Source organism: Mycobacterium sp. NGS48, from assembly GCF_059812585.1.
This window is the reverse complement of sequence record NZ_JCALCY010000001.1, coordinates 475,277-501,800: the sequence shown is the minus strand read 5'-3', so window position 1 is coordinate 501,800 and position 26,524 is coordinate 475,277. Positions and strand designations below refer to the sequence as shown.

Sequence of the window (26,524 nt, the reverse complement as noted above, 5' to 3'; positions counted from 1 at the left end):
GTTTGCGATGCATCCGGCGCCGTTCGACTACCTGGCAGCTATGTCGGTCGACGAAGCCTGCGTTGCTTTAGCGGACGATCCCAGCGGCACACGGGTTCTCGCCGGTGGACAGAGCCTGATGCCACGGATGGTTCGCCGACTGGAGCGACCACGCCGGCTGGTCGACATCACCCGGATCACGGAACTGCACGACCTGTCCGCCACCGCCGATGGATTGCGAGTCGGCGCCGCCACCACCCAACGCGCCGCCGAGTTCTCGCCCGCGCTCGCCGGTTTCCACGTTCTCGCGCAAGCGCTTCCGCGGGTGGGTAAGGTGACCACCCGCAATCGCGGCACCATTTGCGGCAGCATCGCCCACGCCAACCCGGCCGCCGAACTCGGTGTCTGCCTCGTCGCCCTCGGCGGTGAGATCACCGCCGTGTCGTCGAACGGGTTTCGGTCTATTGCAGCCGAGGACTTTTTCCGGGCGCCGTTTCACACCGCGCTGCATCCCGGCGAGATGGTGCACAGCGTCACGTTCCGTCGACCGAAGAACGAATCCGTCGGCTATTTCGACGAAGTCACATTGCGCGGCGCCGGTGACACGCCGCTGATCAGTGCCGCGGTCACCGCGACCGTGGTCGACGGCGAGGCCACCGGTGTGCGCATCGTGGTCGGGGGTGCTGGACAAGTACCGGTGCTCACCGACGCGTTTGCGGCGGGTCTCACCTTCACCGGTGATGCGCACGGCTCCGGGGACCATCGCCGTCGGCTCGCGGTGCGCATGGTCGCGCGGCTGCTGCGTCGATTACGGAAGGACGTGCCGTGACCATCGAACTACGGGTGAACGGTCGTCCGACCCGCGCGGACGTGCCGGCACGGATGTCGCTGGCCGACTTCCTGCGCGAGCGGCTCGGCCTGACCGGCACTCACATCGGCTGTGGCCAGGGGTTGTGCGGCAGTTGCAATGTGTTACTCGATTCTCGTTCGGTGCGAGCGTGTTTGACGCTAGCCGTGCAGGCCAACGGGTCGGATGTCGTCACGATCGAGGGCCTGAGCCAGCCGGTGGCACCCTCCCCTGTGCAGGACTGCCTGGTTCGACACCGTGCGCTGCAGTGCGGATTCTGCACACCCGGATTCGTGGTGTTGATCGAAGAGCTGCTGGCCGAGGTCGACGCGGGTGCTCGGCCCACCCCAGCGGAGTTGCGGGATCGACTGGCCGCGTCGTTGTGTCGCTGTACCGGGTACGCGCCGATCGTGGCGGCCGCGGAGGAACTCGTCGCCGCCAAGATTGTCGAGCAGAGCCGATGAGCCACGTCGGTGCGGGCCCGCCGGGGCTGCACCTGGCGCGGTTGGCGGCCGGCGGCGGACGCTATCTGGCCGACGAATACGCGGCCGGCGAACTGCATGTGGTGATCGTCCGCTCGCGCGAACCGCACGCCCGCATCACGGTGGACCCGCAGCGAGCCCGCGCCGCGCCCGGCGTGCACGCGGTGCTCGTCGGCGCGGACATCCGCGACTGCACCGAGCCGATGGGAATGATGTGGAATGCCCAGATCCAAGCCGATGCGCCCACCTGGTGCCTAGCCACGGACAAAGTCCGCTACGTCGGTGAGCCGATCGCCGCGGTCATCGCCGACGATGCGTATCAGGCGGAGGACGCCGCCGAACTCGTCGACGTCAGCTACCGCAAGCTGCCCGCCGTCGTCGACGCCTGCCCGGACAGCCGACCCCTGCTCTATGACGACTGGCCGGATAATGTGTTCGGCCGCAATCGTTTCGAGGCAGGAGATGCCGCCGCGGCGCTTGGCGACGCGGCGGTGGTCATCAGTGGCCGCTATACCAGTAGCCGGGTCGCGGGGTTGTCGTTGGAGGCCCGCGGGGTGCGGGCTACCTGGGATATAACCGGCGAGTCGGTCACGGTGTGGACCTCGACACAGTCACCGCATCAGGTGCGCGGTTCGCTGAGTGCGACGCTGCGAGTCCCGGAGAGTCGAGTGCGGGTGCTGTGCCCGGATATGGGCGGCGCGTTCGGCAACAAGGCCTGCGCCTATATCGAGGAGACCCTGGTGGCGTTCGCCGCCCGCGTCGTGCGCCGGCCGGTCCGCTGGATCGAGAGCCGGTCGGAGGCGTTTGTCGCCACGGTTCACGGTCGCGGAACCGTCGTCGACCTCGAACTGGGATTCACCGCCGATGGAGCGGTATCGGGTCTGCGGGCCAACGTGTTCCTCGACTGCGGGGCGACGCCGTACATGGTGGGTTGTGGGACCGGGATGGTCACCGCCGCCACGGTGCTCGGTCCGTACCGGATTCCCGACGCGCTCAGCGAGCTGGTGGCCGTAGTCACGAACAAGACGCCGATTGGCGCCTACCGCGGATTCGGTATGCCCGAAGCCACGTTCGCGATCGAACGCGCGATGGACGAAGGTGCGCGCCGACTCGGTATGGACCCGATCGAGATTCGGCACCGCAACCTACTGCGACCCGACGAGCTGCCGTATTGGACGGCAGCGATGATGTGTTTGGACAGCGGACGCTACAGCGAGATGCTGGATCTCGTTGCAGGGCAGATCGACTGGGGCCGAACTCGGCTGGAGGCGGCGGAGGCGCGCGCCGCCGGCCGGCTGGTTGGCGTCGGTGTCGCGTGCTATTTGGAGGCCACGAATTTCGGGCCGTCGTTGACCGCGGCGATGATGGGGATCAACAGCCCCGGGCATGACCGCGCGGTAGTGCGGATGGATGCGTCGGGGTTGGTCACGGTGTTGACCGGCCAGATGCCGATGGGGCAGGGTCTCGAGACGGTACTGGCGCAGGTCGCCGCCGACGAGCTCGGGGTACCGTTGGAGTCGGTGTCGGTGATCTGCGGGGACACGTTGTCCTGCCCGTACACCGGCTATGGCAGCGGCGGCAGCCGCGGCGCCGGTGTGGCCGGTTCGGCGGTGATGATGGCGTCGCGCCGGCTGCGGGATCGGATGCGCAGTATCGCGGCCCACCTGCTGGAGGCCGATGCGGTGCGTGACGTCGACGGCGGCTTCGCCCACGAATCCGGGCGCACGCTAACGGTTTCCGCGGTCGCCGAAGCGGCCTACCAAGCGCGGGATCTTCCGCCTGATACCGAACCCGGGCTGGAATCGTCGTATACCTACGATCCGCAGGCGTTCGCGTTCTCCTATGGCGCGGTCGCCGCGGTGGTGGAGATCGACCGCGACACAGGCGCGGTGTCGGTGCAGCGGATGGTGTTCGGGCACGACTGCGGTGTACAGCTGAATCCGGCCAACGTCGCCGGCCAGATCATCGGCGGGGCGGCGCAGGGGCTGGGCGCCGCGCTCTACGAACAGCTGCCGTACACCGCGGACGGCCAACCGGTGGTTGAGTCGCTGTGGGACTACTTTCCGCCGCTGCCGGCCAACATGCCCGCCGTGGAGTTGGTGCACCTGGAAACACCCACGCCGTTCTCGCTCAACGGCGCCAAGGGCACCGGTGAGAGCGGCGCGATTCCGTTGCCGGCGGTGCTGGCCAACGCCATCCGCGACGCGCTGGATGGCGACAGCAGCACCGTCGTCGACACCATTCCGATCACCGCGGAACACCTGCTGGCGGTGATTGATCGACAGCCCAGCACAACTCAACCCAAGGAGAAGGTATGAAGTACGCATCGCAGGAGTGGCTGGACCGTCAGCGCGAGCTGCAACAAGCGTTCGGCCGGCGGCCCGGCGCGTCGGCGCGGGTGCAATACCGGCTCACCCAGGCGCCCGACGGTGCCGACATCCGCTATTTCGCCGATGTGCAGGATGGCCGGATCGTCTTGCAGCAACTCGGCGATGACCCGGCTGCGGACGGCACCATGTCGGCGTCGTATGCCGATTCCGTCGCGATGCTGCGCGGCGAACTGGCGCCGAACGCCGCGTTCATGCAAGGCCGGGTCAAGCTGACCGGCAATGTCGCGAAGCTGGCTGCGCTCATGCCGATTACGCAGACCACCGAATACCGCAATCATTACGCGCAGCTGGTCGAGGAAACCGATTTTTGAATGACCTTTTCGCTGCTGGCTCGCGACCCGGCCACCGGTGCGCTGGGCGTCGCATCGCAGTCGCACTATCTCGGCGTCGGTGCGGTGGTGACGTGGGCGGAAGCGGGCGTGGGAGTGGTGGCGACGCAGGCATTTCCGCAACGTTCGTACGGGCCGCAGGGCTTGGCGTTAATGCGTGACGGCCGATCTGCACGCGAGGCACTGTCACTGCTACTCGACGCCGACCCTGATCGGGAACTGCGGCAAGTCGGCTATCTGGACTCTAGCGGCGGCTTGGCAATCCACAGCGGACAGCGGTGTGTAGCCGCGGCCGGTGTGGCGACAACCGATCATGCCGCCGCGCTGGGCAACATGCTGGACAGTGACGAGGTGCTGGGCGCGATGCTGCGCGGCTTCGAGCAGGTGGAGGGCGATCTTGCGCATCGTCTAGTCGCCGGTCTGCGCGGCGGCGATGACGCCGGCGGCGATATCCGGGGCAGGCAGTCGGCGGCACTGCTGGTTGTCGACGGTCAACCCACCGACTCCCCGTGGGACGGTGTGCTGCGCGACGTGCGGGTGGATGACCACCCCGATCCGATCGGCGAACTCACTCGACTCATCGATCTGGGCGACGCATACGACGATGTCTCCCGGGTGGTGTTCAACCCATTGGGCGCCGTTCTCGGTGAACGGGATGCCGAATTCGTCGCGGCCGCCGCGACACTCGCGGCTGCCGATGGTGTGCTGGAACCGAACCCCGAGGCGACGTTTTGGTCGGCGGTGCTGCATGCCCGGTGGGGGCGACGCGCCGAGGCTCGACGCCTGCTGGCTGACGCCACCCGACGCAACCCGAGGCTGCCGCGCTTTGTGGCGAGACTGGCCGACGCGGGAATTCTGACTGCTGACGAGGCCGAAGTACTGTCGTAATCACTTGAGCCACATCAGTACCGTGAGCTGACCATGAGGTGATCTTCAATTGCGATATCGCCGGTGATATCGCAATTGAAACTGTCCTATTGGTCCACGATCCGGTTAGCCTTGCCCACTGATCGTTCGATCGAACCGGCTGCCACCACACTCACGATCACGCTGACGCCAATACGATTCTTGATCTGCTGCGCCAGCGCGTCAGCGGCGAGCTGGCGGTATTCAACCCCAACGCCACGGCGGTGCTCGACCCGCACGGTCAACTGCTCAAGCCGGCCCGGGCGGTCGAGCACACACTGAAACTGCGGCGCCAGGGCGGGCTGCTGGAGAATCAATTCCTCGATCTGGCTGGGGAATACGTTCACACCGCGCAGAATCATCATGTCGTCGCTGCGGCCGGTGATCTTGCGTATCCGGCGCATGGACCGGGCGGTGCCGGGCAGCAGCGCAGTCAGGTCACGGGTGCGATACCGAATTACGGGAAACGCCTCCTTGGTCAGCGACGTGAATACCAGCTCGCCGTCACTGCCGTCGGGCAATACTTCCTGGGTGACCGGGTCGATGATCTCCGGGTAGAAGTGGTCTTCCCAGATGTGCAGGCCGTCCCTGGTTTCCACGCATTCCTGGGCGACACCGGGACCCATCACTTCGGACAGGCCATAGATGTCGACGGCACTGATGCCCAGGCGGTGTTCGAGTTCGACACGCATCTCTTCGGTCCACGGTTCGGCGCCGAAGACCCCGATCCGCAACGACGTGCTGCGCGGGTTGATGCCGGCCGCATCCATGGCATCGGCGATGGTCAGCATGTAGGACGGGGTGACCATGATGGCGTCGGGCCGAAAGTCGGTAATGAGCTGGACCTGCCGGTCGGTCATGCCGCCCGACACCGGGATGACGGTGCAGCCGAGTCGTTCGGCGCCGTAGTGGGCGCCGATCCCGCCAGTGAAAAGCCCGTAGCCGTAGGCGATGTGGACCTTGTCGGTCGAGCGCACGCCCCCGGCGCGCAGCGAGCGGGCGACCAGGTTGGCCCAGGTGTCGATGTCGGCGGCGGTGTAGCCGACGACGGTGGGGCGCCCGGTGGTGCCAGACGAGGCGTGCAGCCGCGCCACCTGGGACTGCGGCACCGCGAACATGCCGAACGGGTAGTTCGCCCGTAGATCGGCCTTGGTGGTGAACGGGAACAACGCGAGGTCGCCGAGCTCGTTGAGGTCGCTGGGGTGTACACCGTTGGCGTCGAACGCTGCGCGGTAGTGCGGCACGTTGCGATAGGCGTGCTGCAGTGACCATTTCAGCCGACGTAGCTGCAGGGCGGAGATCTCGTCGCGGGACGCGGTCTCGATCGGCTCGAGGTCATCGGGCGATCGGGTGCTGCACGCCACGGGGAGGTCGACGATCTCGGTCATGATGTGACTCCTCGGTCAGGCGTCGAAGTCGATGGTGACGGCGTCGCTGCACGGAAGCGATTGGCAGGTCAGCACGAAACCCGCTTCTACTTCCGTGGTTTCGAGTGCGTAGTTGCGGCGCATGTCGACGGCGCCGGCGGTCACCTTGGCGCGGCAAGTGCCGCACACCCCGCCCTTGCACGCGAACGGCAAGTCGTCGCGCGTTCGTTGCGCAGCGTCGAGCACCGTGCTGTGCCGCGGCAGGCGCAGCGTGCTAGCGCGCCCGTCCAGGATGATGGTGACCTCGCTGGTGGGGCCGTCAGCGGTGGCCTCGAGGTGGTGAGCCGGTGGCGGGGCAACATCTTCGACGAAGAACAGTTCCCGGTGGACCCGGTCGTCGGGGACGCCGAGATTGCGCAGCACCTGTTCGGCGTCGACGACCATGCCGTGCGGGCCGCACAGCCAGAAGTGGTCGACGGCATCGATCGGAACCAGTGTCTGCAGGAGCGCCCGGATGCGGTCGGCGTCGAGCCGGCCGCTGAACAGGTCCACGCCGCGGGGTTCGCGCGAGAGCACGTGGATCAGTTCGAATCGCGCGCGATAGCTGTCCTTGAGGTCGGCGAGTTCCTCGGCGAACATCACCGAGTTGGCGTGCCGGTTCCCGTAGAACAGGGTCACGTGCGAATCCGGTTGTTGCAGCACGCTTGCGGCGATCGAGAGGATCGGGGTGATACCGGATCCCGCAGCGATCAGCACGTGCCGGGCACCGCCGCCGGGTTCGGCCGCAAAGCTGCCCGCCGGGGTCTGCACCTCCACTGTGTCGCCGGGGCGCAGGTCGCGGACCAACCACGGAGAGAAGGCTCCGCCTGCTACTTCCCGGATTCCGATCCGTAGCTGCTGGCCCGTCGGTGCGCAGATCGAATAGCTGCGCCGTTCTTCGGTGCTGCCCAACCGCTTTCGCAATGTCACGGACTGGCCGGGCCGGAACGCGAAGGCCGGCCGCAGCTCGTCGGGCACACGGAATGTGACGGCGACGGCGTCGTCGCAGAGGTGCTGCACCGCGGCCACCGACAGCGGGTGAAACGGTTGGGTGCGGGTAGCCATCCTAGATCTCCTTCACCCGCTCGAACGGTTCGGCGCAGGACCGGCAGCGGTGCAGCGACTTGCACGGTGTGGCAGCGAATTCCGACGTCATGTCGGTGTCGGCCGATCCGCACCGCGGGCAGTGGACCACCTGGCGGCGCGGAGTCAGGGTGAGCAGGACCGGGCAGCTGTGACTCGGCGCGGGCCCGGGTGGGGCGATGCCGTAGTCGGCGAGCTTGCGGCGTCCGTCGTCGCTGATCCAATCGGTGCTCCAGGCCGGGCTCAGCGCGGTGCGGATCTGCGCGTCGTCGAACCCGGCCCTGGCCAGTGCCTGCTGCAGGTCAGCGCGGATGGTGCCCATGGCCGGGCACCCGGAGTAGGTGGGGGTGATGGTGACGACCACCCGGCCGTGTTCGTCGCTGGACACGTCGCGCAACACCCCGAGGTCGGCGAGTGTCAGGATCGGCATTTCCGGATCGGTGACCTCCGCGGCCACCCGTCGCGCCCGGTCCAGCGGGATCACCACTGCCCCAACGGATGTTCCCGGGCAATGGATTGCATTTCGGTCAGCAGCGGCCCCATCGCTTCGGTGTGCCAACCGTCGCGCCCGCTCCGCTCGCCCGGAGTTGCCGGCGACGGAATCGGGAGTTCGGCGGCGTGAAACACCTGGCGTATCACCGCATCGAATTCTGCGCGCAGGTCGGCCGGGTCGACGCCGACGCCGACTGCGGCCAGGCGCGTCTCGATCGGATGGCTGGTGAACAGTTCGCCGACGTAAGGCCAGACCGCGGCGAGCGCGGCATCGATGCGGCGCCGCGATTCTGCTGTGCCGCAGGCCAGGGTGATCAGCCAGCGGGCGGCGTAGTCGCGGTGGTAGGTGACCTCTTTGACGCCCTTGACCGCCACTGCGGCCAGTACCGGGTCGCACGAGCTGCGCAACTGCTGCAGCAGGGACAGTCGGTAGGTGGCGAATACCAGCAGCCGGGTGATGGTGACCGCGAAGTCGCCGTTGTCCAGTTCGGCCAGTCGCACGTTGCGGAACTGCGGTTCGTCGCGGAAGAACGCGAGTGCGTCCTCGGCGGGGACGGGCGATCCCTCGGGCAGGGCGGGAACCACGTCGGAGTCGGCGGCGGCGGCGCGGGCAAGCAGCAGCCTGGCCTGGCCGAGCAGGTCCAGGCCGATGTTGGCCAGCGCGACTTCTTCTTCGAGTTCGGGTGCCCAGGTGAGCCATTGGGTCAGGCGCTGCGCGGTGATCAGCGCATCGTCGCCGAGCATCAGGCAGTAGCCGGCCAGATCCGTGCCGTCGATGCCGTCGCCGAGCCGAGTGTCCACCCCGGCCAGCGGATCGTCGAAGCTGGTCCCGAATGCCCACTGGTCGGCGGCATCGATGTCAACAAGGCCGGTGTAGGCCGAGTCGTGGTCAATCATGGCTGGTCCTGGCCTCACATGTGCGCGACGGTGTCGGGGATGTCGTAGAAGGTGGGGTGGCGGTAGATCTTGTCGCCGCTGGGCGCGAAGTACGGGTCTTTTTCGCTGGGGCTCGAGGCGGTGATCGCCGCGGAGCGCACCACCCAGATGCTGACGCCCTCGTTGCGCCGGGTGTAGACGTCGCGGGCGTGCCGCAGCGCCATCTCGTCATCGGCGGCGTGCAGCGATCCCACGTGGACGTGGTTGAGGCCGCGTTTGCCGCGGACGAACACCTCATACAGCGGCCAGGCCGCGTCAACCTGCTTGTCGCTCATCGTGTTTCCTTGTGTCGGCGAAAGCGGTGGCGGCCTGCCGCACCCAGCGGCCCTCGTCGTGGGCGGATTTGCGGGTGGCGATCCGTTCGTGGTTGCACGGCCCGTCGCCGTGGACGACGGCCAGGAACTCCGACCAATCGGGTGTGCCGAAGTCATAACAGCCGCGCTGCTCGTTCCACGCCAGCTCGGGGTCGGGGAAACCGACGCCGAGGACCTCGCCCTGCGGGACGGTCATGTCGACGAACCGCTGCCGCAGTTCATCGTTGGTGTGGCGCTTGATGCCCCAAGCCATCGACTGGGCGGTGTTGGGCGATTGGTCGTCGGGCGGGCCGAACATCATCAACGTCGGCCACCACCATCGGTCCACCGCGTCCTGCACCATCGCCCGTTGCTCGTCGGTGCCGCGCATCATCGTCAGCAGCAGTTCGTAGCCCTGCCGCTGGTGAAACGATTCCTCCTTGCAGATCCGGATCATCGCGCGGGCATACGGTCCATAGGAGCTGCGGCACAGCGGCACCTGATTGCAGATCGCGGCGCCGTCGACCAGCCAGCCGATCACGCCGATATCGGCGTAGCTGCGCGTCGGATAGTTGAAGATCGACGAGTATTTCTGCTTCCCGGCAATGAGTTTCGCGGTGAGGTCGTCGCGGTCGGCGCCCAGGGTTTCCGCGGCGGAGTACAGGTACAGGCCGTGGCCGGCTTCGTCTTGCACCTTGGCCAGCAGGATCGCCTTGCGGCGCAGCGACGGCGCCCGGGTCAGCCAATTGCCTTCCGGCTGCATGCCGATGATCTCCGAATGCGCGTGTTGGGCGATCTGGCGGATCAACGTGTTGCGGTAGCCGTCGGGCATCTGATCGCGCGGCTCTATCCGCTGCCCCGCAGCGATGATCTCGTCGAAGGTGTCGGTCATCACTGTCCGACGAAGGTCGGGCGTTGCTTGTCGAGGAACGCTTCGACGGCGGCGCTGTGATCGGTGCTGGCGCCCAGCAGCGCCTGGGCGTGGGCTTCGCGGCTGAGCACGTCGGCGAGGTCGGCGCCGCTATTCTCGGCGATCAGCTGTTTGACGGCTTTGAACGCAGCGGTCGGACCGCCCGCGAGTTGCCGTGCCACCGCGGCGGTTTCGTCGGCGACGTCGGCGTCGGGCGCCACCCGGTGGATCAGTCCCCAGCCGTGTGCGGTGTCGGCGTCGATGGTGTCGCCGAGGAGAAACAGCCCGGTGGCCCGGCTCTTGCCGATCAAGCTGGTGAGGGTTGCGCTCAGCCCCGAGTCGGCGGCCAGCCCAATGCCGCAGAACGCGGTGCCGAACTTACTGCGCTGCCCGGCGATACGGATGTCGGCGCCCAACGCGATGCCCAGACCGGCGCCCACACAGGCTCCGCCGATGCCGGCGACGACCGGGACCTCGATGGAGTCCAGCGCCAGCATAATCGGGTTGTAGTGCTGCGCAACGGTGTCCATGGCGTGGCTGGGGTCAGCCCGCAGCGCCTCGACGTGTTCGCCGAGGTCTTGGCCGACACAGAAGTTCTTCCCGGACGCGGTGAGGGCCACCGCTCGGACGCTGGCGTCAGCGCGGACCTTTGACAGCGCCTCCAGGAGTTGTTCTTTCATCGCGCAATCCAGGGCGTTGGACGCGGCGGGCCGATCCAACACGATGCTGGCGACGCCGTCGTCGACGGTGTAGCTGACGGTGGTCATCGGGGCTGTCCTCCTTCGGTGTGCGGCCACGAGTAGAAGCCCTGGCCGGACTTGCGGCCCAGCTCGCCGCGGGCGACTTTGTCGCGCAGCAGTTGCGGCGGGCGGAACCGCTCGCCCAGGGTGGCGTGCAGATGCTCGGCGATGGCCAGCCGCACATCCAGGCCCACCAGGTCGGTAGAGCGCAGCGGCCCCATCGCGTGGCGGTAACCCAGTTCCATGGCGCAGTCGATCGTCGCGGCGTCGGCCACCCCCTCGTCGAGCATGCGGATGGCTTCCAGACCGAGCGCCACGCCCAGGCGGCTGGTCGCAAAGCCCGGCGAATCATTCACCACGACAGCGGTTTTGCCCAGCGCGTGCGCCCATTGCTGGGCCGACTCGATGGTGGCGTCGGCGGTGTCGGGTCCGCGCACCACTTCGACGAGGCTGGACGCCGGGACCGGGTTGAAGAAGTGCATGCCCAGGAAGCGGTGTGGCTGCTTCAGCGCGGCACCGAGATCTGCGATGGACAGCGAGCTGGTGTTGCTGGCCAGCACCGTGTCGCGGCCGACGACTTTCTCGGCGGCGCTGAGCACCGCGACCTTGTCCTCGACGCGTTCGGGCACCGCCTCGATCACCAGGCCGGCGTCGGACGGCAGATCAGTCAGCGCAGTGACGGGATGCAGGCGGTCCAGCGCCGTGTCGAATTGGGCGGCACCCTTTTCGGCGGCCTTGGCCAGGCCGCGGGCCACCCGCTCCCGCGCGGCCCGGGCGGCATCGGCGTTGGCTTCGGCGATAATGACCGTCGCGCCGGCGGCGGTGAATACCTGCGCGATACCGGCACCCATCCGTCCGCCGCCGATCACCGCGACAAGGCAACTCATGCGCGGCTCTTTTCCAGAAACCGGGTCATCCGCTCGGCCTTATCGGCGCTCTCGAACAACAGCGCCTGCGCGAAGTCGTCGAGCAGTGGGTGTGGCGATGCGGCATCGAGCACGCCTTTCGACAGCCGCAGCGCCAGCGCGGAGGAGCGCCCGATCCGGTCGGCCAGCGCGTGGGCGGCCGACAGCGCCGAGCCCGTCTCGACGACCTCGCACACCAGCCCATGGCGCAAAGCAGCGTCGGCATCGAGCAGCCGTCCACCTAGGATGACGTGTTTGGCCACAGACATACCGACCAGGTCGGCGAGCCGGTAGCTGGCGCCGGCCGCGGCCACAATGCCCAGCCCGGGTTCCGGGTTGCCGAACCGGGCTCCCGCGCCGGCGATTCGGAGGTCGCAGGCGTAGGAAAGTTCGGCGCCGCCGCCCAACGCATTGCCTTCGACGGCGGCGATGGTCGGCATCGCCAGCGCGGCGATCCGATCGAACACGGCGCGGTTGATCCCGGCCAGCGCGTCATCGCGGCGCCGCGTGCGTAGTTCGGCGATGTCGGCGCCGGCGGCGAAGTCGGTCCCGGCGCCGGTGATGATCAGCAGCCGCGGATCGCGTTCCAGGTCGGCGCAGACGCGGTGCAGTTCGGCGACCATCGCGGCGTTGATGGCGTTGCGCTGTTCGGGTCGGTGCAGTTCGACGACGACGCGGTCGTCGGCCGCGTGCACCCGAAGCGTGTCGAAGACCATCACAACAGCCAACAATAACCGACCTTTCGGTCGGGTATCAAGCCCGGGTTGTTCGATCGGCGCCGTGACCGGCTTCCGCAGTGCGATGATGTGCGGTATGGCTGCGCCGCGTTCGCGACCCGTCGGCCAGGTCGGACGCCCGGGCTACGACCTGGACTCGCTGCTGGCCGTCGCCGTGACGGTGTTCAACCAGCGCGGCTACGACGGCACCAGCATGGAGCATCTGGCCAGCCGGCTCGGGATCACCAAGTCGTCGATCTATCACCATGTGCCCGGCAAGGCCGAGCTGCTGCGGCTGTCGGTCAATCGGGCACTCGATGCGCTGTTCGCGGCCACCCGGGAACTCGACACCACTACCGGGCCGGCTATCGATCGACTGGAGAATCTGGTCCGGCGCAGCATTCATGTGCTGGTAGAGCAACTTCCGTACGTGACACTGCTGCTGCGAATCCGGGGCAACACCACCGTCGAGCGCCGCGCGCTGGCGCGCCGTCGCGAGTTCGATCAGATCGTCGAGCAGCTGGTGCAGGAGGCCGCCGAGGAGGGCAGCGTGCGCCCCGACGTCGACCCCGCCCTGACCAGCCGGCTGATTTTCGGCACGGTCAACTCGCTCGTCGAGTGGTACAAGCCGACGCGTGGCCTGGGCGCCGACGAGTTGGCCGACGCCGTCGTCAAGGCGCTGTTCGACGGCCTGCGGGTGCCCTCCTCCGATCAACGCTGACGCTTTCCGGTTCCGCCGCGGTCGCGGCGCCTCTTGACGCCGACCCGCTCCGGCTGCCAGTCTGATAACCGAACGAACGGACGGTTGGGAAAGGATCGCGGTCGGATGGCGGCGTTGTTGCAGAGTTATGTGGACGGGCAGTGGAGCACCGCGCCGGATGACGGCGTCATCCTTGCCGACGCCGCGACCGGCGAGGCGGTGGCACGGTTTTCGACGACGGGCCTCGATTTCGCCGCGGTCGTCGACTACGGCAGGCGCGTGGGCGGGCCGGCGTTGCGGGAGCTCACCTTCCATCAACGGGCCGCGCTGCTCAAGCAGCTCGGCAAGCAGCTGATGGCCGACAAGGAGCAGTTCTATCCGCTGTCGCTGGCGACCGGCGCGACGGCGCGTGACTCGGCCATCGACGTCGACGGCGGCATCGGCACGCTGCTCAGCTACGCGAGCAAGGGCACCCGCGAGCTGCCCAACGACACCATCTACCTGGATGGCCCGGCCGAAAGTATCAGCCGCGCAGGAACCTTCAGCGCCCAGCACATCTACACCTCACGCCTCGGCGTCGCGGTGCAGATCAACGCGTTCAACTTCCCGGTGTGGGGCATGTTGGAGAAGCTGGCGCCGGCGTTTTTGTCCGGTGTCCCGACCATCGTCAAACCCGCCCACCAGACGGCGTATCTGACCGAGCTGGTGGTGCGCCACATCATCGACACCGGCCTGCTGCCGGAGGGCTCGCTGCAGCTGGTGTGCGCCAGCCCGCACGGGTTGCTCGACCAACTCGACGAGCAAGACCTCGTCGCGTTCACCGGCTCGGCCAGCACAGCGGCGGCGCTGCGGGCGCACCCGAACGTCGTCGGCGCCGGGGTGCGGTTCAACGCCGAAGCCGATTCGCTGAACTGCTCGATCCTGGGACCCGACGCCACCCCCGATACCCCCGAATTCGCGCTCTACATCAAGCAACTCGTGGCCGAGATGATCGCCAAGGCCGGACAGAAGTGCACCGCCATCCGCCGCGCCCTGGTGCCACGGGATTTGGTCGACGACGTGGTGGCGGCCACCACGGCCCGGTTGGCCACGGTGGTGGTGGGCAAGCCGGGCGTCGACGGCGTGACGATGGGTCCGCTGGCCAGCATCGCCCAGCGCGAGGAAGTCCTGCGCTCGCTGAAGAGTCTGACTGACGCCGCCACACTGGTCAGCGGGGACCCGGACAACTTCGCGGTTGAGGGCGCCGGCGCCGAGCGCGGCGCGTTCGTGCCGCCGCTGCTGTTGCGCGCCGACGACGGTGCCGCCGCCGCGCTGCACGACGTGGAGGCGTTCGGCCCGGTCAGCACCGTTATCGGTTACCGCGATGTCGACGAGGCGGTCGCGCTGGCCGCCCGCGGCCGCGGCAGCCTGGTCGGCTCGGTGGTCACCCATGACCGCGAGGTGGCGCGCCGTGTGGTGCTGGGCATCGCGCCGTATCACGGCCGGATGCTGGTGTTGGACCGCGACGACGCCAAGGAGTCCACTGGGCACGGGTCGCCGCTGCCGACCCTGGTGCACGGTGGGCCGGGGCGGGCCGGCGGCGGTGAGGAACTCGGCGGGATCCGCGGCGTGCTGCACCACATGCAGCGCAGCGCCGTGCAGGCCTCCCCCGACATGCTGACCGCCATCACCGGGCGTTGGACGGCCGGTGCCGCCCGCGAGGTCGGCGATGTGCATCCGTTCCGGAAGCACTTGGAGGAGCTGCGGATCGGTGACACCATCGTCGGTGGCCCGCGCGCGGTGACGCTCGAGGACATCGAGCATTTCGCCGAGTTCACCGGCGATACGTTCTATGCGCACACCGATCCCGAAGCGGCGGCGGCCAATCCGCTGTTCGGCGGCATCGTCGCGCACGGCTACCTGGTGGTGTCGCTGGCGGCGGGCTTGTTCGTCGAGCCTAACCCTGGCCCGGTGCTGGCCAACTTCGGTGTCGACGGGCTGCGGTTCCTCACTCCGGTCAAGGCGGGCGACGCGTTGACCGTCACGCTGACCGCCAAACAGCTCACGCCGAGGATCTCCGCCGATTACGGCGAAGTCCGGTGGGACGCCGTGGTCACCAACCAGGATGACTCGCCGGTGGCGACCTACGACGTGTTGACGTTGGTGGCCAAGCGACCCGTGACCTCCGAGGAGCACTGATGCACGTCGTGTCCGTCTGCTACGGCCAGCCCACCGACCCGGCCGCGTTCGACGACTATTACGCCGCCACGCACACGCCGTTGGCGTTGAAAGTGCCGGGGCTGGTGAGCTTTACCACGGGTACGTGCCAGTCGCTGGATCGTTCCGAACCGCCGTATTACATGGTGGCCCGGCTGGGGTTCGAGACCGCCGAGTCGCTCAAGACGGGGCTGACCTCGCCGGAGATGCGCGCCGCCGGCGCCGATGTCGCCAACTTCGCGACCGGCGGGGTGACGATGTATGTCCAGGAGGAGAACGTCATCGTCGGCTAGACACCGAATCATTGGGCACTACAAAGGAAGTCAGCATGACATTGCCGTCCGACCCGTCGTTTCTGGTCTTCGGTGCCGGCGGGCACATTGGTGGTCCCTGTGCGCAGTGGCTCGCCCAGCGCCACCCGACCGCTACCATCCGCGTCGTCTCGAGCCGCCCAGAGATGGCCGACGAGTTGGCCACGATGCACCCGGGCGCCGAGGTCATGATCGCCGACTATCTGAACGGCGAGGACATGGTCGCGGCGTTCGAGGGCATCGATGCGGCGTTCGTGGTCACTCCCGATTTCCTGGACGAGCATACCGCGATGGCCAATGTGGCCGAGGCGATCAAGGCATCGGGCAGACTGGTGCGACTCATCCGGTTGATCGGTGACCCGCCCGGGCTGCGCGACGAGTCGGAAGTTACTCCGTTGCCGGGCTTCGACGGCGAGAAGACGAACGTGCAGCATCTGCGGGCCCGCAAGGTGTTAACGGGTGCCGGCGTGCCGGTGGTCTACGCCAATGTGCCGGGGTGGTTCTTCGAGGACTTCTCCGGGTTTTTGCTGGAGCCCATCCGCGACAAGCAGACGTTCGTGATGGCCGCCGACCGGCCGATGAATTTCATTGCCACTCGCGACATCGGGCGTTGCGTTGCTGAGTTGCTGCTGGATCCGTCGTTGACCGAGATTGGCGAGACGGTTCATCTGGAGAACGGCGTCGACGACTTGGTCAGGTTCAGCACCATCCCGAAGATGATGAGCGATGCGTGGGGCGTGCCGATCAGCTACGACGGCAGCGACGAGGCGTTCCTGCGCGAACTCGGCGTCGGGCTGCGCACCTATTACCGCCGCGATGACGCCGCCGAGTACATCCTCACCTACTGTCACCACGAAGTTCCCTTCATCGAAGAGCTGCTGAAGAACGGCAACAGCTTGCACGGCACCGAACGACACTTCACCCCTGAGATGCTTGGTTTTGAGGCGCTGCCGTTGAAGTCGTGGCTTCGCGAGATGAAGGACGTGTTCGTTCCGGCGAGGGGTTAAGTCTGCGGCCGGCGCCGACCCGGAGCCGTCATGGACTTCTCAGGCTTGATTCGGGATGCTGGTCATGACCCGCGATCAACGCCGTTGCGGGTGAGCCGCCGCCTCGGCACTCGTTACTGCGGACAGTCTCAGCAGATACATATGGGAGATATGGGAGCAGCTGCACCTACGGCTACAGGTAGCTACCTTGCGCTGTTTGCCGAGTGAGACCTCCCGGCGGATTGCCGCGGTGACCCGTTTAATGGTCAACGTGTTCAGCATAGCCGCATGCCCGAATCTCCTTTCGCCGTGCGCTTACGTTCTTCAACAGCGACAATGCTGTCGAGCGTGAGGCCTTGAGCGCCGGTAATCGCAGTGAGGACTTAGTAATATGAGCGGTGATGAGCTCGTCGACCTGTTCAAGCAACTTGTCGTGCAACGCGGCTCGGTACTCGCCCAGGCGCAGCGTCGTTACACGAGGTGTGTGTCCGGAGGCCCGAATATTGCCGGGCATCTTGTCCCGCGCAAGTGTGCCCATGTTGTCCCGTCCGATCGCAATAATGCGGTGGTGCCGTTCTATCCGACCCGTCCGGCGAGGGTGCGCCGTGAGCGATGAAACCGCCGACCCGCTTCTGCTCGGGCAACGCGTGGTCGCGATCCTGGAGACCGGCCAGCGCACGGCCACCTACAAGCTGGCCACGTTGATGGCATTGATCGATCACTGCATCGAGAACATGCCCGGGCAGTCCAGCGATGTGCTGGAGGTACCGATTGCCGATCTGGCGCACCGGGTACTGGAGATCTACTGGCAGCAGGCGCGCCCGTTCGAGGGCAACGAATTACGCCAATCGACGCAGCCGCGGGCGCGAATTCTGAATGCCACGACTGCGCTACGCAAAGCGGCCGGGGTCACAGGCACCACCGTGTCGGTGGACATTGCCAGATTGCGCGCGCCTGCCATATATCGAAGCGCCATCGACGAGATCGCGCTGTGCCTTGCGCAGCAGCCGCTGCATCGGCTGCAAAAACTGCCGGGGTCGTCCGCGAGTGACCCATTTCTATACGACGACTCGTTCTTGCATGACCAAGTGTCGCGGTCGACCCTGCGGACCCACGGCGACGCGATACAACTTAAACCCGGTGTGGCGCACGGTCTCGCACGATTGGCCGGGCTACTCAAGCCGGCGCTGGAGATCATGTGGGTTGATGACGTGCGTCGGATGAACAAGTTCCTCTACGACAAAGTACCCGACGTCGCAGGTCACCTGTTCGGTCGTGAACGCACCGCACTGGCCGCAGTCCGCGAGCCGTTTAAGGAAGCATTCGGCCCGCACTGCTTCTACTGCGGAACCTACCTTCCGTCCAACAATCCGGTCGATCACGTGCTGCCGTGGTCCCTGGTCGGTATCGACGGTCTGGCCAACCTCGTGCTGGCATGCGCGCGCTGTAATGGCGACAAGAGCGGTGCTTTGCCGGCGGTGTCGATAGTCGACCGGGTGCTGGACCGCGACCGAGGGGTGCTGGAGCAGATCGCATCCCAGATTCAGTGGCCAACGCAGCATGACCGTGTCGTGGCCGCTGCTCGCGGTATCTATCGCGGGCAGCCCGTCGGAGTCCCGACGTGGTCGGGTTACAAGCAGACTGAGCGGCTGGATATCGGCTTCCTGCCGAAGTGGGGATGAGCTGTAATGAGCGGGAGTGAATAGGGCCGCCGCCATACCGGCAAATCACCACTTCGCTTCAGCTCGAGGTGGTCGCGTCCAATGGGCTGTTCTGCGTAACTGAGCTTGGCATCGAATATTCCAAGCTGTTGTTGTAACCGCGTCGCTTGCGCTCGCAATTATTCGGGCCACAACACAGAATCCTCATGCCACCGCGGCACGCGACGCCATAAACACCTCCGTCGGCATCGCCCGCTGCAGCCGCCAGGTGATCGCCATCGGTCGATCACCTTCGTGCGACATGTAGTCCGCTGGTCCGAGAAAGACATACGGCGCGGTGCCCAGCGTGTTGGTCTTGGCCTCACGGACGAACAAAAGGATATGTGAATCGCGGTGGCGATGGTGGATATAGCGTTGTCCCGTCGGCGATACTGAAGAAATTGTCGACTGCGATTCCCAATGGAATAGCTCCGGACTGAGGGCGAAGTCGCGGTACATCGTCGTAGGTGAGTAGTCCGTCTCCGTCTTCCTCAACGTGATCAAGAAGGCGTCGGTGTTGATGCCCTCGCACCATACAACGCCCTCACGGAAGGTGCTCGGTCGGCGCCGCGAAGCCACACCCAGCGCCGCTAGAATCTCCTCGCGGGAGTAGCTGGCGTGCAGTGCCAGCGGTAGATCGCTCAGCAAAGGGATGAGTTCGCCCAGCGAATACGTGCTGCGGTGCGCAGTCTCGAAGGCGATGTCGATAATCTGGCGCATCTCGTCGACCACCGGCTCTTGCATGGCCACCGCAAGTCCCGCTGCGGCGCTGTCGAATCCGCCGCCATCGGGAAACAGTGAATACAACAGCATCTCGGCCAACCGCTCCTCAGTAGGACCGACTTCCTGCACATCACCGTCCAAGATCTTTCGGTAGCCGTCGTGGCGCAGGCGGTCATCGACATGGGCTAGCGCGCGAACCCGCTTGACCAACTCACGCTCACGCGGGCCGGGTTCGGCAGCGAGCTTTCCGGCTTCACGGCACAACGCCGTCCACGACCGACCGGAGCGCAACACATCTTCCAGTCCGTGACCCGAAGCATCGAGATAGGAGGCGAGATCGGCGTTCGGGTGGTCTCGCACTTCAGAGACTAAGGCCGCCCAGCGCGGCGCCACCTGCTGGCGGATATTTTCCAGCACCAGGTCTCGCGCCACGGCGTCAAGCACGATCTGGCTACCCGAAGGCAGGAATGGAAACCCCTGCGCCAATTGTCGAACAAGGGCCTTGCGGCTCAGCCCGGTTAGCGCCCGGAAGCGCTGGTCGAAACGGAACTCGCGACGTTGATTGCCAACGAAGTCCAACGCGGTCAGCACGGTCTTGCCCGGCGTTAACCGCAGACCACGGCCGAGTTGTTGTAGGAAGACTGTGGCGCTTTCAGTCGGTCGTAAAAGCAACACAGTGTCGACCTCAGGGATATCCAGACCTTCATTGAAGAGATCGACGGCAAATAGGACATTGATTTCCCTGTTACGCAACGCATTCAGTGCCGCCTGGCGCTCGATGGCCGACGTCTCGCCAGACACAACACGCGCCGGAATACCCGCGGCAGCAAACCTGCCCGCCATGTAACGGGCATGATCGACACTCACGCAGAACCCCAAAGCGCGCATCGCGGCCACGTCAGCCACCTTGTCTTGCAGCTCCTTGAGCACGATGCGCGTGCGGGCGTCGTTGCCGGTGTACAGGTGACTCAGCGCAGCAAGGTCATATCCGCCGCGCCTCCACTGCAGCTCACCGAGGTCAGTCTGGTCGTGAACGCCAAAGTAGTGGAAGGGACACAACAGGTTTTGCTCCAGCGCCTCCCAGAGCCGGAGCTCGGCGGCCACGCGACCGCCGAAGAACTCCCGCACATCCACGCCGTCACCGCGCTCTGGCGTTGCGGTCAGCCCAAGCAGCTCCATGGGTTGCACATGGCTAAGCAATCGACGGTAGGAGGCAGCCTCGGCATGGTGGAACTCGTCGATCACCACCACGTCGAAGTGGTTGGGCTCTAGCTTGGAAAGTCGGCCGTCGGATAGCGATTGGATGCTGGCGAATACGTGGCGCCACTTGATCGGCTCGTTACCGTCGACCAACAGTTCACCGAATGTTGGATCGGTCACCACTTCCTGATACATGCGGCGGGCCTGTTGCAGGATTTCCTTGCGATGCGCCACAAACAGCAATGTCAAGTCGCCGCCATGGATCTCGCGAACCAATCGGCGATAGTCGAGCGCGGCAACGACCGTCTTGCCAGTTCCGGTGGCTGCCACGATCAGATTGCGGTGGCGATCATGCAGCACACGTTCGGCGTCGAGTTCTTCGAGCATCTCGGCTTGGTATGGCTTGGGCTGAACCTCCAGGCCAGATAGAGTGACCGTGAGTCGGTCGCGTTGGCGGCCGCCCGCGGCCACGTCTAGCGCGGCACGGAGCCGGTCGCCGTCAACAGTGGGCTGGTAGCGCTCGAACTCGCGGTTTTCCCAGTAGGATTCGAAGGTCGCCCGGAACTTCTCCAGCAGATGCGGCGTCGACACCGCCGAGAGGCGCACATTCCATTCCAGTCCATCAACCAGTGCCGCATGCGACAGGTTGCTCGAGCCGACATACGCCGTATGAAAACCCGTGTTGCGCCGCAACAGCCACGCCTTGGCGTGCAACCGGGTACGGTCAGTTTCGTAGTTCACCCGGACCTCGGCCCCGAACTCGTCCACCAAAGCGTCGAGCGCACGAGCATCCGTAGCGCCCAAATAGGTGGTCGTAATGATCCGCAACGGCACGGCGCGCTCACGCAGCTCGGTAAGTGGCCCTTCGAGCAGCCGCAGGCCCTGCCATTTGACGAACGCACACAACAAATCCACTTGATTGGCGCTGGCTAGCTCGGCCCGCAACTCGGCGGCCAATGTCGGCTCATTGCGGGCATTGGTCATTAGCGCGGCGTCCGACAATGGGGTAGCCGGCCGCGGCAACCTAGCGATCCCGAGTCGGTTGGCCGCCACGACGCCATCCAGGCGCTCAATCCTGCTGGGGTCGCGTTGGTGTAGCGCCTCGCCCATCACGTCGGGATCGGCCAACGCAACCAAGATCTTGCGCACCAATGCCGCGCGCGCCTCCGGCGTTGCCGCCCCGCGTAAGGACCGCTCGATGAGCGGCGTCAGGTGTCGCGCGATGGTCAGCGGTTGTTCGGCCTCGTCGACCGGCTCAATCTCGGCGCGTACTTCGGCTCGCGCGGCCAGTGCCTGGTTCAACCGCTCCGTCAGCAGCGACTCGTAGAGACCCTCGTCCACGCTCGGGACGGTAGCAGGAGCGGTCCGACACCTGGCTCACAATCAAGCCACTACAGTCATGCCGCACACTCGGCACCGTGAAGACGCGGAGGAATTGGCTCAGGCGTTGCTTAGCCCGGTCATGCTTCGAGCCGTGGTCCCTCTAGCTACTAAGACCTGAAGTCGGCGCGTTGGTTCGGGATTGGAACGCCTTGGACAGGGAACATGGCCTCAACCCCTTGGGCTAGAAGGGATCGAGGCCATCGTGTTCAGAATTGTAATCGACCAGGCGACGTTGTGGGACGCGATCTTGCCGCCGGAGCTGTTGGTGTTGCCGACGGAATTGGGTCGGGTGGATGCGCTGCTGGACGATCCGGTGTTCTTCGCGCCGTTCGCGGCGTATTTCGATGCGCGGATCGGCCGCCCGTCGATCCCGATGGAGACTTATCTGCGATTGATGTTATTGAAGTTTCGCTACCGGCTGGGCTATGAGCTGCTGTGTCGCGAGGTGGCCGATTCGATCTCCTGGCAGCGGTTTTGCCGGATTCCGCTGCGTATGCGGGTGCCGCATCCCACGACATTGATGAAGATCACCGGCCGTTGTGGCGATGACGCGATAGCCGGGCTCAACGAGGCGCTGTTGGCCAAGGCGGCCGCCGGCAAGTTGCTGCGTACCGATCGGGTGCGCGCCGACACCACGGTGGTGGAGGCCGATGCCGGCTATCCGACCGATTCGGGGCTGCTGGCCAAGGCGGTCGGGTCGATGTGTCGCACCATCGCGCGGATCAAAGCCGCTGGCGGTGCTACCCGCACCCGGGCTCGTGACCGGCGCCGTGCGGCGGGTCGACGGGCTCGGTCGATCGCGTCCAAGCTGCGGCTGCGTGGACAGCAGCAGCGTGATCAGGTCCCAGGCCGCGGTGCGGCGCATTACTGGGGAGTTCGCCGACATCGCCGAGCAGGTCTCTCGCGAGGCTGCGGTGGTACTGCGCAACGCCAAACGCGTGATGCGCGCTGCTGTTGGGGCGCGTCGGGGCCGGCTCAGCCAGGCGATCAACCACCTCACCACGGTGGTGGAGCGCACCCAGCGGGTGGTGGCCCAGACCCGCAGCCGTTTGGCCGGGGTAATGCCTGAGTCGGCGCAGCGAGTGGTCAGTCTCCACGATGTGGATGCTCGCCCGATCCGCAAGGGACGGCTGGGCAAACCGGTCGAGTTCGGCTACAAAGCCCAGGTTGTTGACAACGCCGACGGAGTGATCCTCGACCACAGCGTCGAGATCGGAAACCCCACCGGTGCACCGCAATTGGCGCCGGCGATCAAAACGGATCACCCGCTGAACCGGGCGCTCACCACGGGCAGTGACAGCCGATCGCGGCTACGGTCTCGCGTCGGTCGAACGTGACCTACACCAGCTCGGCGTGCGTAACGCGGCAATTCCCCGGATGAGCAATCCCGGTACGGCCCGTCGCGAGTTCGAGCACCGACGATCCTTCCGCGAAAAAATCAAATGGCGCACCGGATCCGAAGGCCGGATCAACCACCTCAAACGAAGCTACGGCTGGAACCGCACACACCTCACCGGCATCGATGGTGTCCGAACCTGGTGCGGACATGGCGTGTTCGCCCACAACTTGGTCAAGATCAGCACCCTGGCAGCATGAAACCGACACCACAGCCGACCGGCCAACCCAAAACCCGGTCACCGCTGACCGCCACCATCCCGGCGAAACCCTTTTTCAGGTCTTAGTAGCTAAGCACCCGCTGCCGGAGTCCTAATGCTTTGCTAGGGCCTTCCTCGCCTCATCGCAGTAGTCGTTCGTGCTTGAGCCCAGGCGCTTGCGCTCGTTCCCTGTCTGTGGGACCGTCGGCGCGATTACCCCGCTACGAACGGACCGCCCTCCGTGCAGTCGCTGGTATCTGTGGCGGCGGCTACCCCCGCCATAGGCCAGGAATGCTCCACGCGTTGAGTAGCGGCGACAAGCATGCGTAGCGCCTCCCGCGTCTCGCGGTCGGTGGAGTAGATGACTGTTCCGACCATCCCGCGCGTCAGAAGGACCTTGTAAACGTGACGCACGAGGATATCGAACCTGTTGTCGGGCACTGTCTTCGAGTTTCGAAATTCGGGATCCCTATTTGCACTGCGGACCGTCACAAACCGCCCGTCGCGCCACACGAGATCGGGTCCGAGAATCACACCGCTCCAGTCGAATTCGAAACCCTGGGCGGTGTAGATGCAGCCCACCTGCTCGAATCCGCCGTCGTCAGTCGCCCATAGTGAGCTGGGAGGCACCTCTCCGACCCGCCTGTCGCTCTTGCTGTTCCACGGTCGCGACCACGTCCCTATCCGAACGTCTGGCATGAGCGTCCCGTCTTTCCGTGCGTCGCTCCATGGCCAGCAATACCCGGCTGTGATACGTGCCGAGTATCCCTGGTGCGATTGGCTTAGCAGATAATGCTCCAACTCCTCAGGAGTCTCAGCAAAGCGGACGTGGAACTGGGGATCACCGGACCATGCCACCGGTGGATGAGCGCCGTCGAGTCCAAGCAGCCCGACCACCCAGTGCACGTATTCCCTACTTTCACCGCAGCGGAACTGTTCGCCGAGCTCAATATGCTGAAGGTCGAGTCCGAGGTGCCGTGCGTGGTGCTCGATCTGCTTGAGGGTTCCCATCTCACCGGGGCGCACCACTTGGTGTTCGTCGAGCAGAAAAACTGGGACCCGTGCAGCGGCGATGAGTTCGTCGATCTGCGAGCGATCGGTGCGCAACTCCGCGCGGGTGAACCGGTCGACCGACGTTTTCCGGATGCGATGAGCCTCATCCATGACCAGGACGTCCAAGCCGTTGGGATCAGCCGTGATGAATTGATTGAAATACTTGAACAGTCTTTTGACCTTAGGAGCCCTGACGGCGGCGACCTTCCTGAGCGTCTGGGTGAAGGAGCGCGACCCCGTCGCATGGATGACGGTACGGCCCCGTCGTGCCAACTCGCCGACAAGAGACAGCGCGATGACGCTCTTGCCGCTGCCGGGGCCGCCGGTTACAGCGATCACCCGCTTGCTATTTCCGGCACGCGCGTGCTCGACGGCGTGCATGACCAAATCGACTGCCAGCTGCTGGTTTCCGATCAAGCGGAACTGCGGCCGGTCGCGGATCTCCGCGGCAGCGAGCTTCAGTAGCTGTTTGGACGGAGCCACCGGAGAGTTCACCAACAGATCGGCCGCCTGCCGTCCGGGCCCCGGAGCTAGGCGAGACCGAAGGAAGTCGAGCATGGCACCCTTTTCACCTGCGGTAAAGAGGCGGCCCGACGTAGAGATCGGCACGGCCAGCAAATCTTTGACCAGAGCGGGATTCGAGGCGTTGTGCAGATAGGCCATCCCGGCCACCGAATCGGGATAATCCGCCACCACGCGCGCGAAGTCCAGGAGGTACTCGCAGTAGCCGCGCACCTGAATCACCGGATGCAGCCGCGGTCCCCCAGGGGCCCCCGGCACTTCAACGATCTCCGGGTCGCCTTCAAAAGTGTAGGCCGCTGACCACTGCTTCAACTCGACAACGACGTATGACACCCCGCCCGTCCGGGGGTGAGTGCCAGCGAGGACGACATCGGCCCGTTGAGATGTCAATGGAAGGTGATACTCGACCAGCATCTCGACCTCGCCGAGGCCAGCATCGGCAAGGTCGGCAGCCAAGACCGGAAGACTGCGCTTCCACGAGGCCTGCTCGGCGGGTGCAGCCCGGCGACCAGTCCGATACAGCATCTGCTCCAGCAACTGCTCAACCAATGACTCAGGCGCCATTTCACGAACACGAGCCGCAGTCGTCCGAATGAGCGTCACGTCGAGGTCCCCAGAGCAGCACGAATACATCCGTGCGGGTGGGGACATATCCGTGCCGGCTACAGAACGCCGGGGAAGTCCGTCGGGCCGCAGAGGTCATGTTAGGGCAGGGTTGGCTTTGAAACACTGCAATATGCCGTCCGAACCGAACGGCCGCACTAGCGCCGACTGTCGCTCGTGTCGTGGATCGCCCGCCGAACGCTGCCTGTGGCCCATCCTCCTGTCGGGAACCACTGAGTCCGTTGGCGGGACGCTCGCCGTTTGCGGTCCTTCAATCGTGTTTTTCAAGTGCGAGTACCTGCACGATCTGCTTGAGCTGGCGGATGGTTGCTTCAGGCTGGGCGACCTCCCCGCGAAGCTTCTGGATAGTGTTCAGCTCCTGAGTGGGTGTCTTGAAGTCGCCTGATCGCCGGCTGTTGGCCGTCGGCTCGATGGGGACCTTGGCGCGCAATCCCGCCTGCAGCCAGGGATGGCGGTGGGGCAGAACCCAGCGCTTGACTTGTGCCTCGCCTGCGTGGCTCGTGACGACGATCCAGCACACCCACCCGTGCTACGGACCCTCGTCCGAAGCAACGGATGGCGCTTGGCAGACTGTCCCCATGGCACAGATAACTTTGCGTGGAAATGCGATCAACACAGTTGGCGAGCTCCCGGCCGTCGGCTCCTCGGCTCCCGACTTCACCTTGACCGGCACCGACCTCGGCGCGGTCAGCAGCGACCAGTTCCGCGATAAGCCCCTGCTGCTCAACATCTTTCCATCCATCGACACCCCGGTGTGCGCGACCAGCGTGCGGACCTTTAACGAGCGTGCCGCCGGCAGCGGTGCCTCGGTACTGTGCGTCTCCAAAGACCTCCCCTTTGCGCAGGCGCGGTTCTGCGGCGCCGAGGGCATCGAGAACGTCAAGTCAGCATCGGCGTTCCACGACAGCTTCGGCGAGGACTACGGCGTCACCCTGGCTGACGGCCCGATGGCCGGCTTGCTGGCACGCGCCGTCGTGGTGATCGGCACCGACGGCAAGGTCGCGTACTCGGAACTTGTCCCCGAAATTGCCCAGGAGCCCAACTACGACGCGGCGCTGTCCGCAGTGAACTCCTCGGCGTAACGCCGCTGTCTTCAGCCGCGCCAGGCCGCCTCTAC

Annotated in this window: 23 protein-coding genes and 1 pseudogene; 12 read left to right on the top strand and 12 right to left on the bottom strand. The window is 65.7% G+C overall.

The features are described 5' to 3' along the window. Positions 1-7 precede the first annotated feature (7 nt). From AC5Y42_RS02475 to AC5Y42_RS02455, 5 genes are read left to right on the top strand one after another with little or no spacing between them, the layout of a single operon-like run. A complete protein-coding gene (locus tag AC5Y42_RS02475; RefSeq protein WP_499895504.1) occupies positions 8-808 on the top strand; it encodes an FAD binding domain-containing protein in 801 nt (266 codons plus the stop codon). After that, complete coding sequence (locus AC5Y42_RS02470; protein ID WP_499895503.1) at positions 805-1,290, top strand: (2Fe-2S)-binding protein; 486 nt, start codon at positions 805-807, stop codon at positions 1,288-1,290. Before AC5Y42_RS02475 ends, AC5Y42_RS02470 begins: the two co-directional genes overlap by 4 nt. After that, on the top strand, positions 1,287-3,626 hold the full coding sequence (locus AC5Y42_RS02465) for a xanthine dehydrogenase family protein molybdopterin-binding subunit (RefSeq protein ID WP_499895501.1): 2,340 nt from the start codon (positions 1,287-1,289) through the stop codon (positions 3,624-3,626). Before AC5Y42_RS02470 ends, AC5Y42_RS02465 begins: the two co-directional genes overlap by 4 nt. Then, the gene (locus tag AC5Y42_RS02460) at positions 3,623-4,009 is read left to right on the top strand and encodes an SCP2 sterol-binding domain-containing protein (RefSeq protein WP_499895500.1); all 387 of its coding nucleotides are present in this window, start codon (positions 3,623-3,625) and stop codon (positions 4,007-4,009) included. Before AC5Y42_RS02465 ends, AC5Y42_RS02460 begins: the two co-directional genes overlap by 4 nt. Then, positions 4,010-4,915, top strand: coding sequence for a DUF1028 domain-containing protein (locus AC5Y42_RS02455; RefSeq protein ID WP_499895499.1), 906 nt, complete (start codon positions 4,010-4,012; stop codon positions 4,913-4,915). An 86-nt stretch (positions 4,916-5,001) separates the two neighbouring features. Here AC5Y42_RS02455 and paaK read toward each other — a convergent pair whose 3' ends face one another. The 9 genes from paaK to AC5Y42_RS02410 are packed head-to-tail and all read right to left on the bottom strand — an operon-like array spanning position 5,002 to position 12,414. After that, positions 5,002-6,321, bottom strand: a complete 1,320-nt coding sequence (gene paaK, locus AC5Y42_RS02450; protein ID WP_499895497.1) for a phenylacetate--CoA ligase PaaK — start codon at positions 6,319-6,321, stop codon at positions 5,002-5,004. A 15-nt stretch (positions 6,322-6,336) separates the two neighbouring features. Then, entirely contained in the window at positions 6,337-7,404 is a 1,068-nt protein-coding gene (paaE, locus tag AC5Y42_RS02445) for a 1,2-phenylacetyl-CoA epoxidase subunit PaaE (RefSeq protein WP_499895495.1), read from the bottom strand. Position 7,405: 1 nt separating this feature from the next. Continuing rightward, on the bottom strand, positions 7,406-7,909 hold the full coding sequence (gene paaD / locus AC5Y42_RS02440; protein ID WP_499895494.1) for a 1,2-phenylacetyl-CoA epoxidase subunit PaaD: 504 nt from the start codon (positions 7,907-7,909) through the stop codon (positions 7,406-7,408). Then, a complete protein-coding gene (gene paaC, locus AC5Y42_RS02435) occupies positions 7,903-8,811 on the bottom strand; it encodes a 1,2-phenylacetyl-CoA epoxidase subunit PaaC (protein ID WP_499895492.1) in 909 nt (302 codons plus the stop codon). Before paaC ends, paaD begins: the two co-directional genes overlap by 7 nt. A gap of 14 nt (positions 8,812-8,825) precedes the next feature. Further along, the gene (paaB, locus tag AC5Y42_RS02430; RefSeq protein ID WP_499895490.1) at positions 8,826-9,125 is read right to left on the bottom strand and encodes a 1,2-phenylacetyl-CoA epoxidase subunit PaaB; all 300 of its coding nucleotides are present in this window, start codon (positions 9,123-9,125) and stop codon (positions 8,826-8,828) included. Beyond that, entirely contained in the window at positions 9,106-10,035 is a 930-nt protein-coding gene (gene paaA / locus AC5Y42_RS02425) for a 1,2-phenylacetyl-CoA epoxidase subunit PaaA (protein ID WP_499895489.1), read from the bottom strand. The genes paaB and paaA overlap by 20 nt, the downstream gene beginning before the upstream one ends. After that, positions 10,035-10,820, bottom strand: coding sequence for an enoyl-CoA hydratase/isomerase family protein (locus tag AC5Y42_RS02420; protein ID WP_499895487.1), 786 nt, complete (start codon positions 10,818-10,820; stop codon positions 10,035-10,037). Before AC5Y42_RS02420 ends, paaA begins: the two co-directional genes overlap by 1 nt. Then, the gene (locus AC5Y42_RS02415) at positions 10,817-11,680 is read right to left on the bottom strand and encodes a 3-hydroxyacyl-CoA dehydrogenase family protein (protein ID WP_499895486.1); all 864 of its coding nucleotides are present in this window, start codon (positions 11,678-11,680) and stop codon (positions 10,817-10,819) included. The genes AC5Y42_RS02420 and AC5Y42_RS02415 overlap by 4 nt, the downstream gene beginning before the upstream one ends. Further along, a complete protein-coding gene (locus AC5Y42_RS02410) occupies positions 11,677-12,414 on the bottom strand; it encodes an enoyl-CoA hydratase/isomerase family protein (RefSeq protein ID WP_499895847.1) in 738 nt (245 codons plus the stop codon). Before AC5Y42_RS02410 ends, AC5Y42_RS02415 begins: the two co-directional genes overlap by 4 nt. Before the next feature lie 97 nt (positions 12,415-12,511). On the opposite strand from AC5Y42_RS02410, the gene AC5Y42_RS02405 reads away from it, so the two are divergent. The 5 genes from AC5Y42_RS02405 (at position 12,512) to AC5Y42_RS02385 (ending at position 18,289) form a co-directional block, all read left to right on the top strand. Continuing rightward, positions 12,512-13,135, top strand: coding sequence for a TetR/AcrR family transcriptional regulator (locus AC5Y42_RS02405; protein WP_499895484.1), 624 nt, complete (start codon positions 12,512-12,514; stop codon positions 13,133-13,135). A 105-nt stretch (positions 13,136-13,240) separates the two neighbouring features. Next, entirely contained in the window at positions 13,241-15,292 is a 2,052-nt protein-coding gene (paaZ, locus tag AC5Y42_RS02400; protein WP_499895483.1) for a phenylacetic acid degradation bifunctional protein PaaZ, read from the top strand. Beyond that, positions 15,292-15,603 (top strand): EthD family reductase, encoded by a 312-nt coding sequence (locus AC5Y42_RS02395; RefSeq protein WP_499895481.1) that lies wholly within the window; start codon positions 15,292-15,294, stop codon positions 15,601-15,603. The genes paaZ and AC5Y42_RS02395 overlap by 1 nt, the downstream gene beginning before the upstream one ends. 35 nt (positions 15,604-15,638) lie before the next feature. Beyond that, positions 15,639-16,628 carry an SDR family oxidoreductase gene (locus AC5Y42_RS02390; protein ID WP_499895479.1) on the top strand — a complete coding sequence of 330 codons (990 nt, stop codon included), beginning with the start codon at positions 15,639-15,641 and terminating at the stop codon, positions 16,626-16,628. Between the two features lie 584 nt (positions 16,629-17,212). After that, the gene (locus AC5Y42_RS02385) at positions 17,213-18,289 is read left to right on the top strand and encodes an HNH endonuclease (protein WP_499895477.1); all 1,077 of its coding nucleotides are present in this window, start codon (positions 17,213-17,215) and stop codon (positions 18,287-18,289) included. 183 nt (positions 18,290-18,472) lie between these two features. On the opposite strand, the gene AC5Y42_RS02380 is transcribed toward AC5Y42_RS02385, so the two are convergent. Beyond that, on the bottom strand, positions 18,473-21,571 hold the full coding sequence (locus tag AC5Y42_RS02380; RefSeq protein ID WP_499895475.1) for a DEAD/DEAH box helicase: 3,099 nt from the start codon (positions 21,569-21,571) through the stop codon (positions 18,473-18,475). 244 nt (positions 21,572-21,815) lie between these two features. Between AC5Y42_RS02380 and AC5Y42_RS02375 the strand changes: the two are divergent. Beyond that, positions 21,816-23,209, top strand: a pseudogene (locus AC5Y42_RS02375) (ISNCY family transposase). A 212-nt stretch (positions 23,210-23,421) separates the two neighbouring features. Here the strand turns inward: AC5Y42_RS02375 and AC5Y42_RS02370 are convergent. Next, on the bottom strand, positions 23,422-25,347 hold the full coding sequence (locus tag AC5Y42_RS02370) for a DNA/RNA helicase domain-containing protein (protein ID WP_499895474.1): 1,926 nt from the start codon (positions 25,345-25,347) through the stop codon (positions 23,422-23,424). A gap of 310 nt (positions 25,348-25,657) precedes the next feature. Then, a complete protein-coding gene (locus AC5Y42_RS02365; RefSeq protein ID WP_499895472.1) occupies positions 25,658-25,927 on the bottom strand; it encodes a hypothetical protein in 270 nt (89 codons plus the stop codon). A 58-nt stretch (positions 25,928-25,985) separates the two neighbouring features. Between AC5Y42_RS02365 and tpx the strand changes: the two genes are divergently transcribed. Next, the gene (gene tpx, locus AC5Y42_RS02360) at positions 25,986-26,489 is read left to right on the top strand and encodes a thiol peroxidase (RefSeq protein WP_499895471.1); all 504 of its coding nucleotides are present in this window, start codon (positions 25,986-25,988) and stop codon (positions 26,487-26,489) included. The last annotated feature ends 35 nt before the right edge of the window (positions 26,490-26,524 follow it).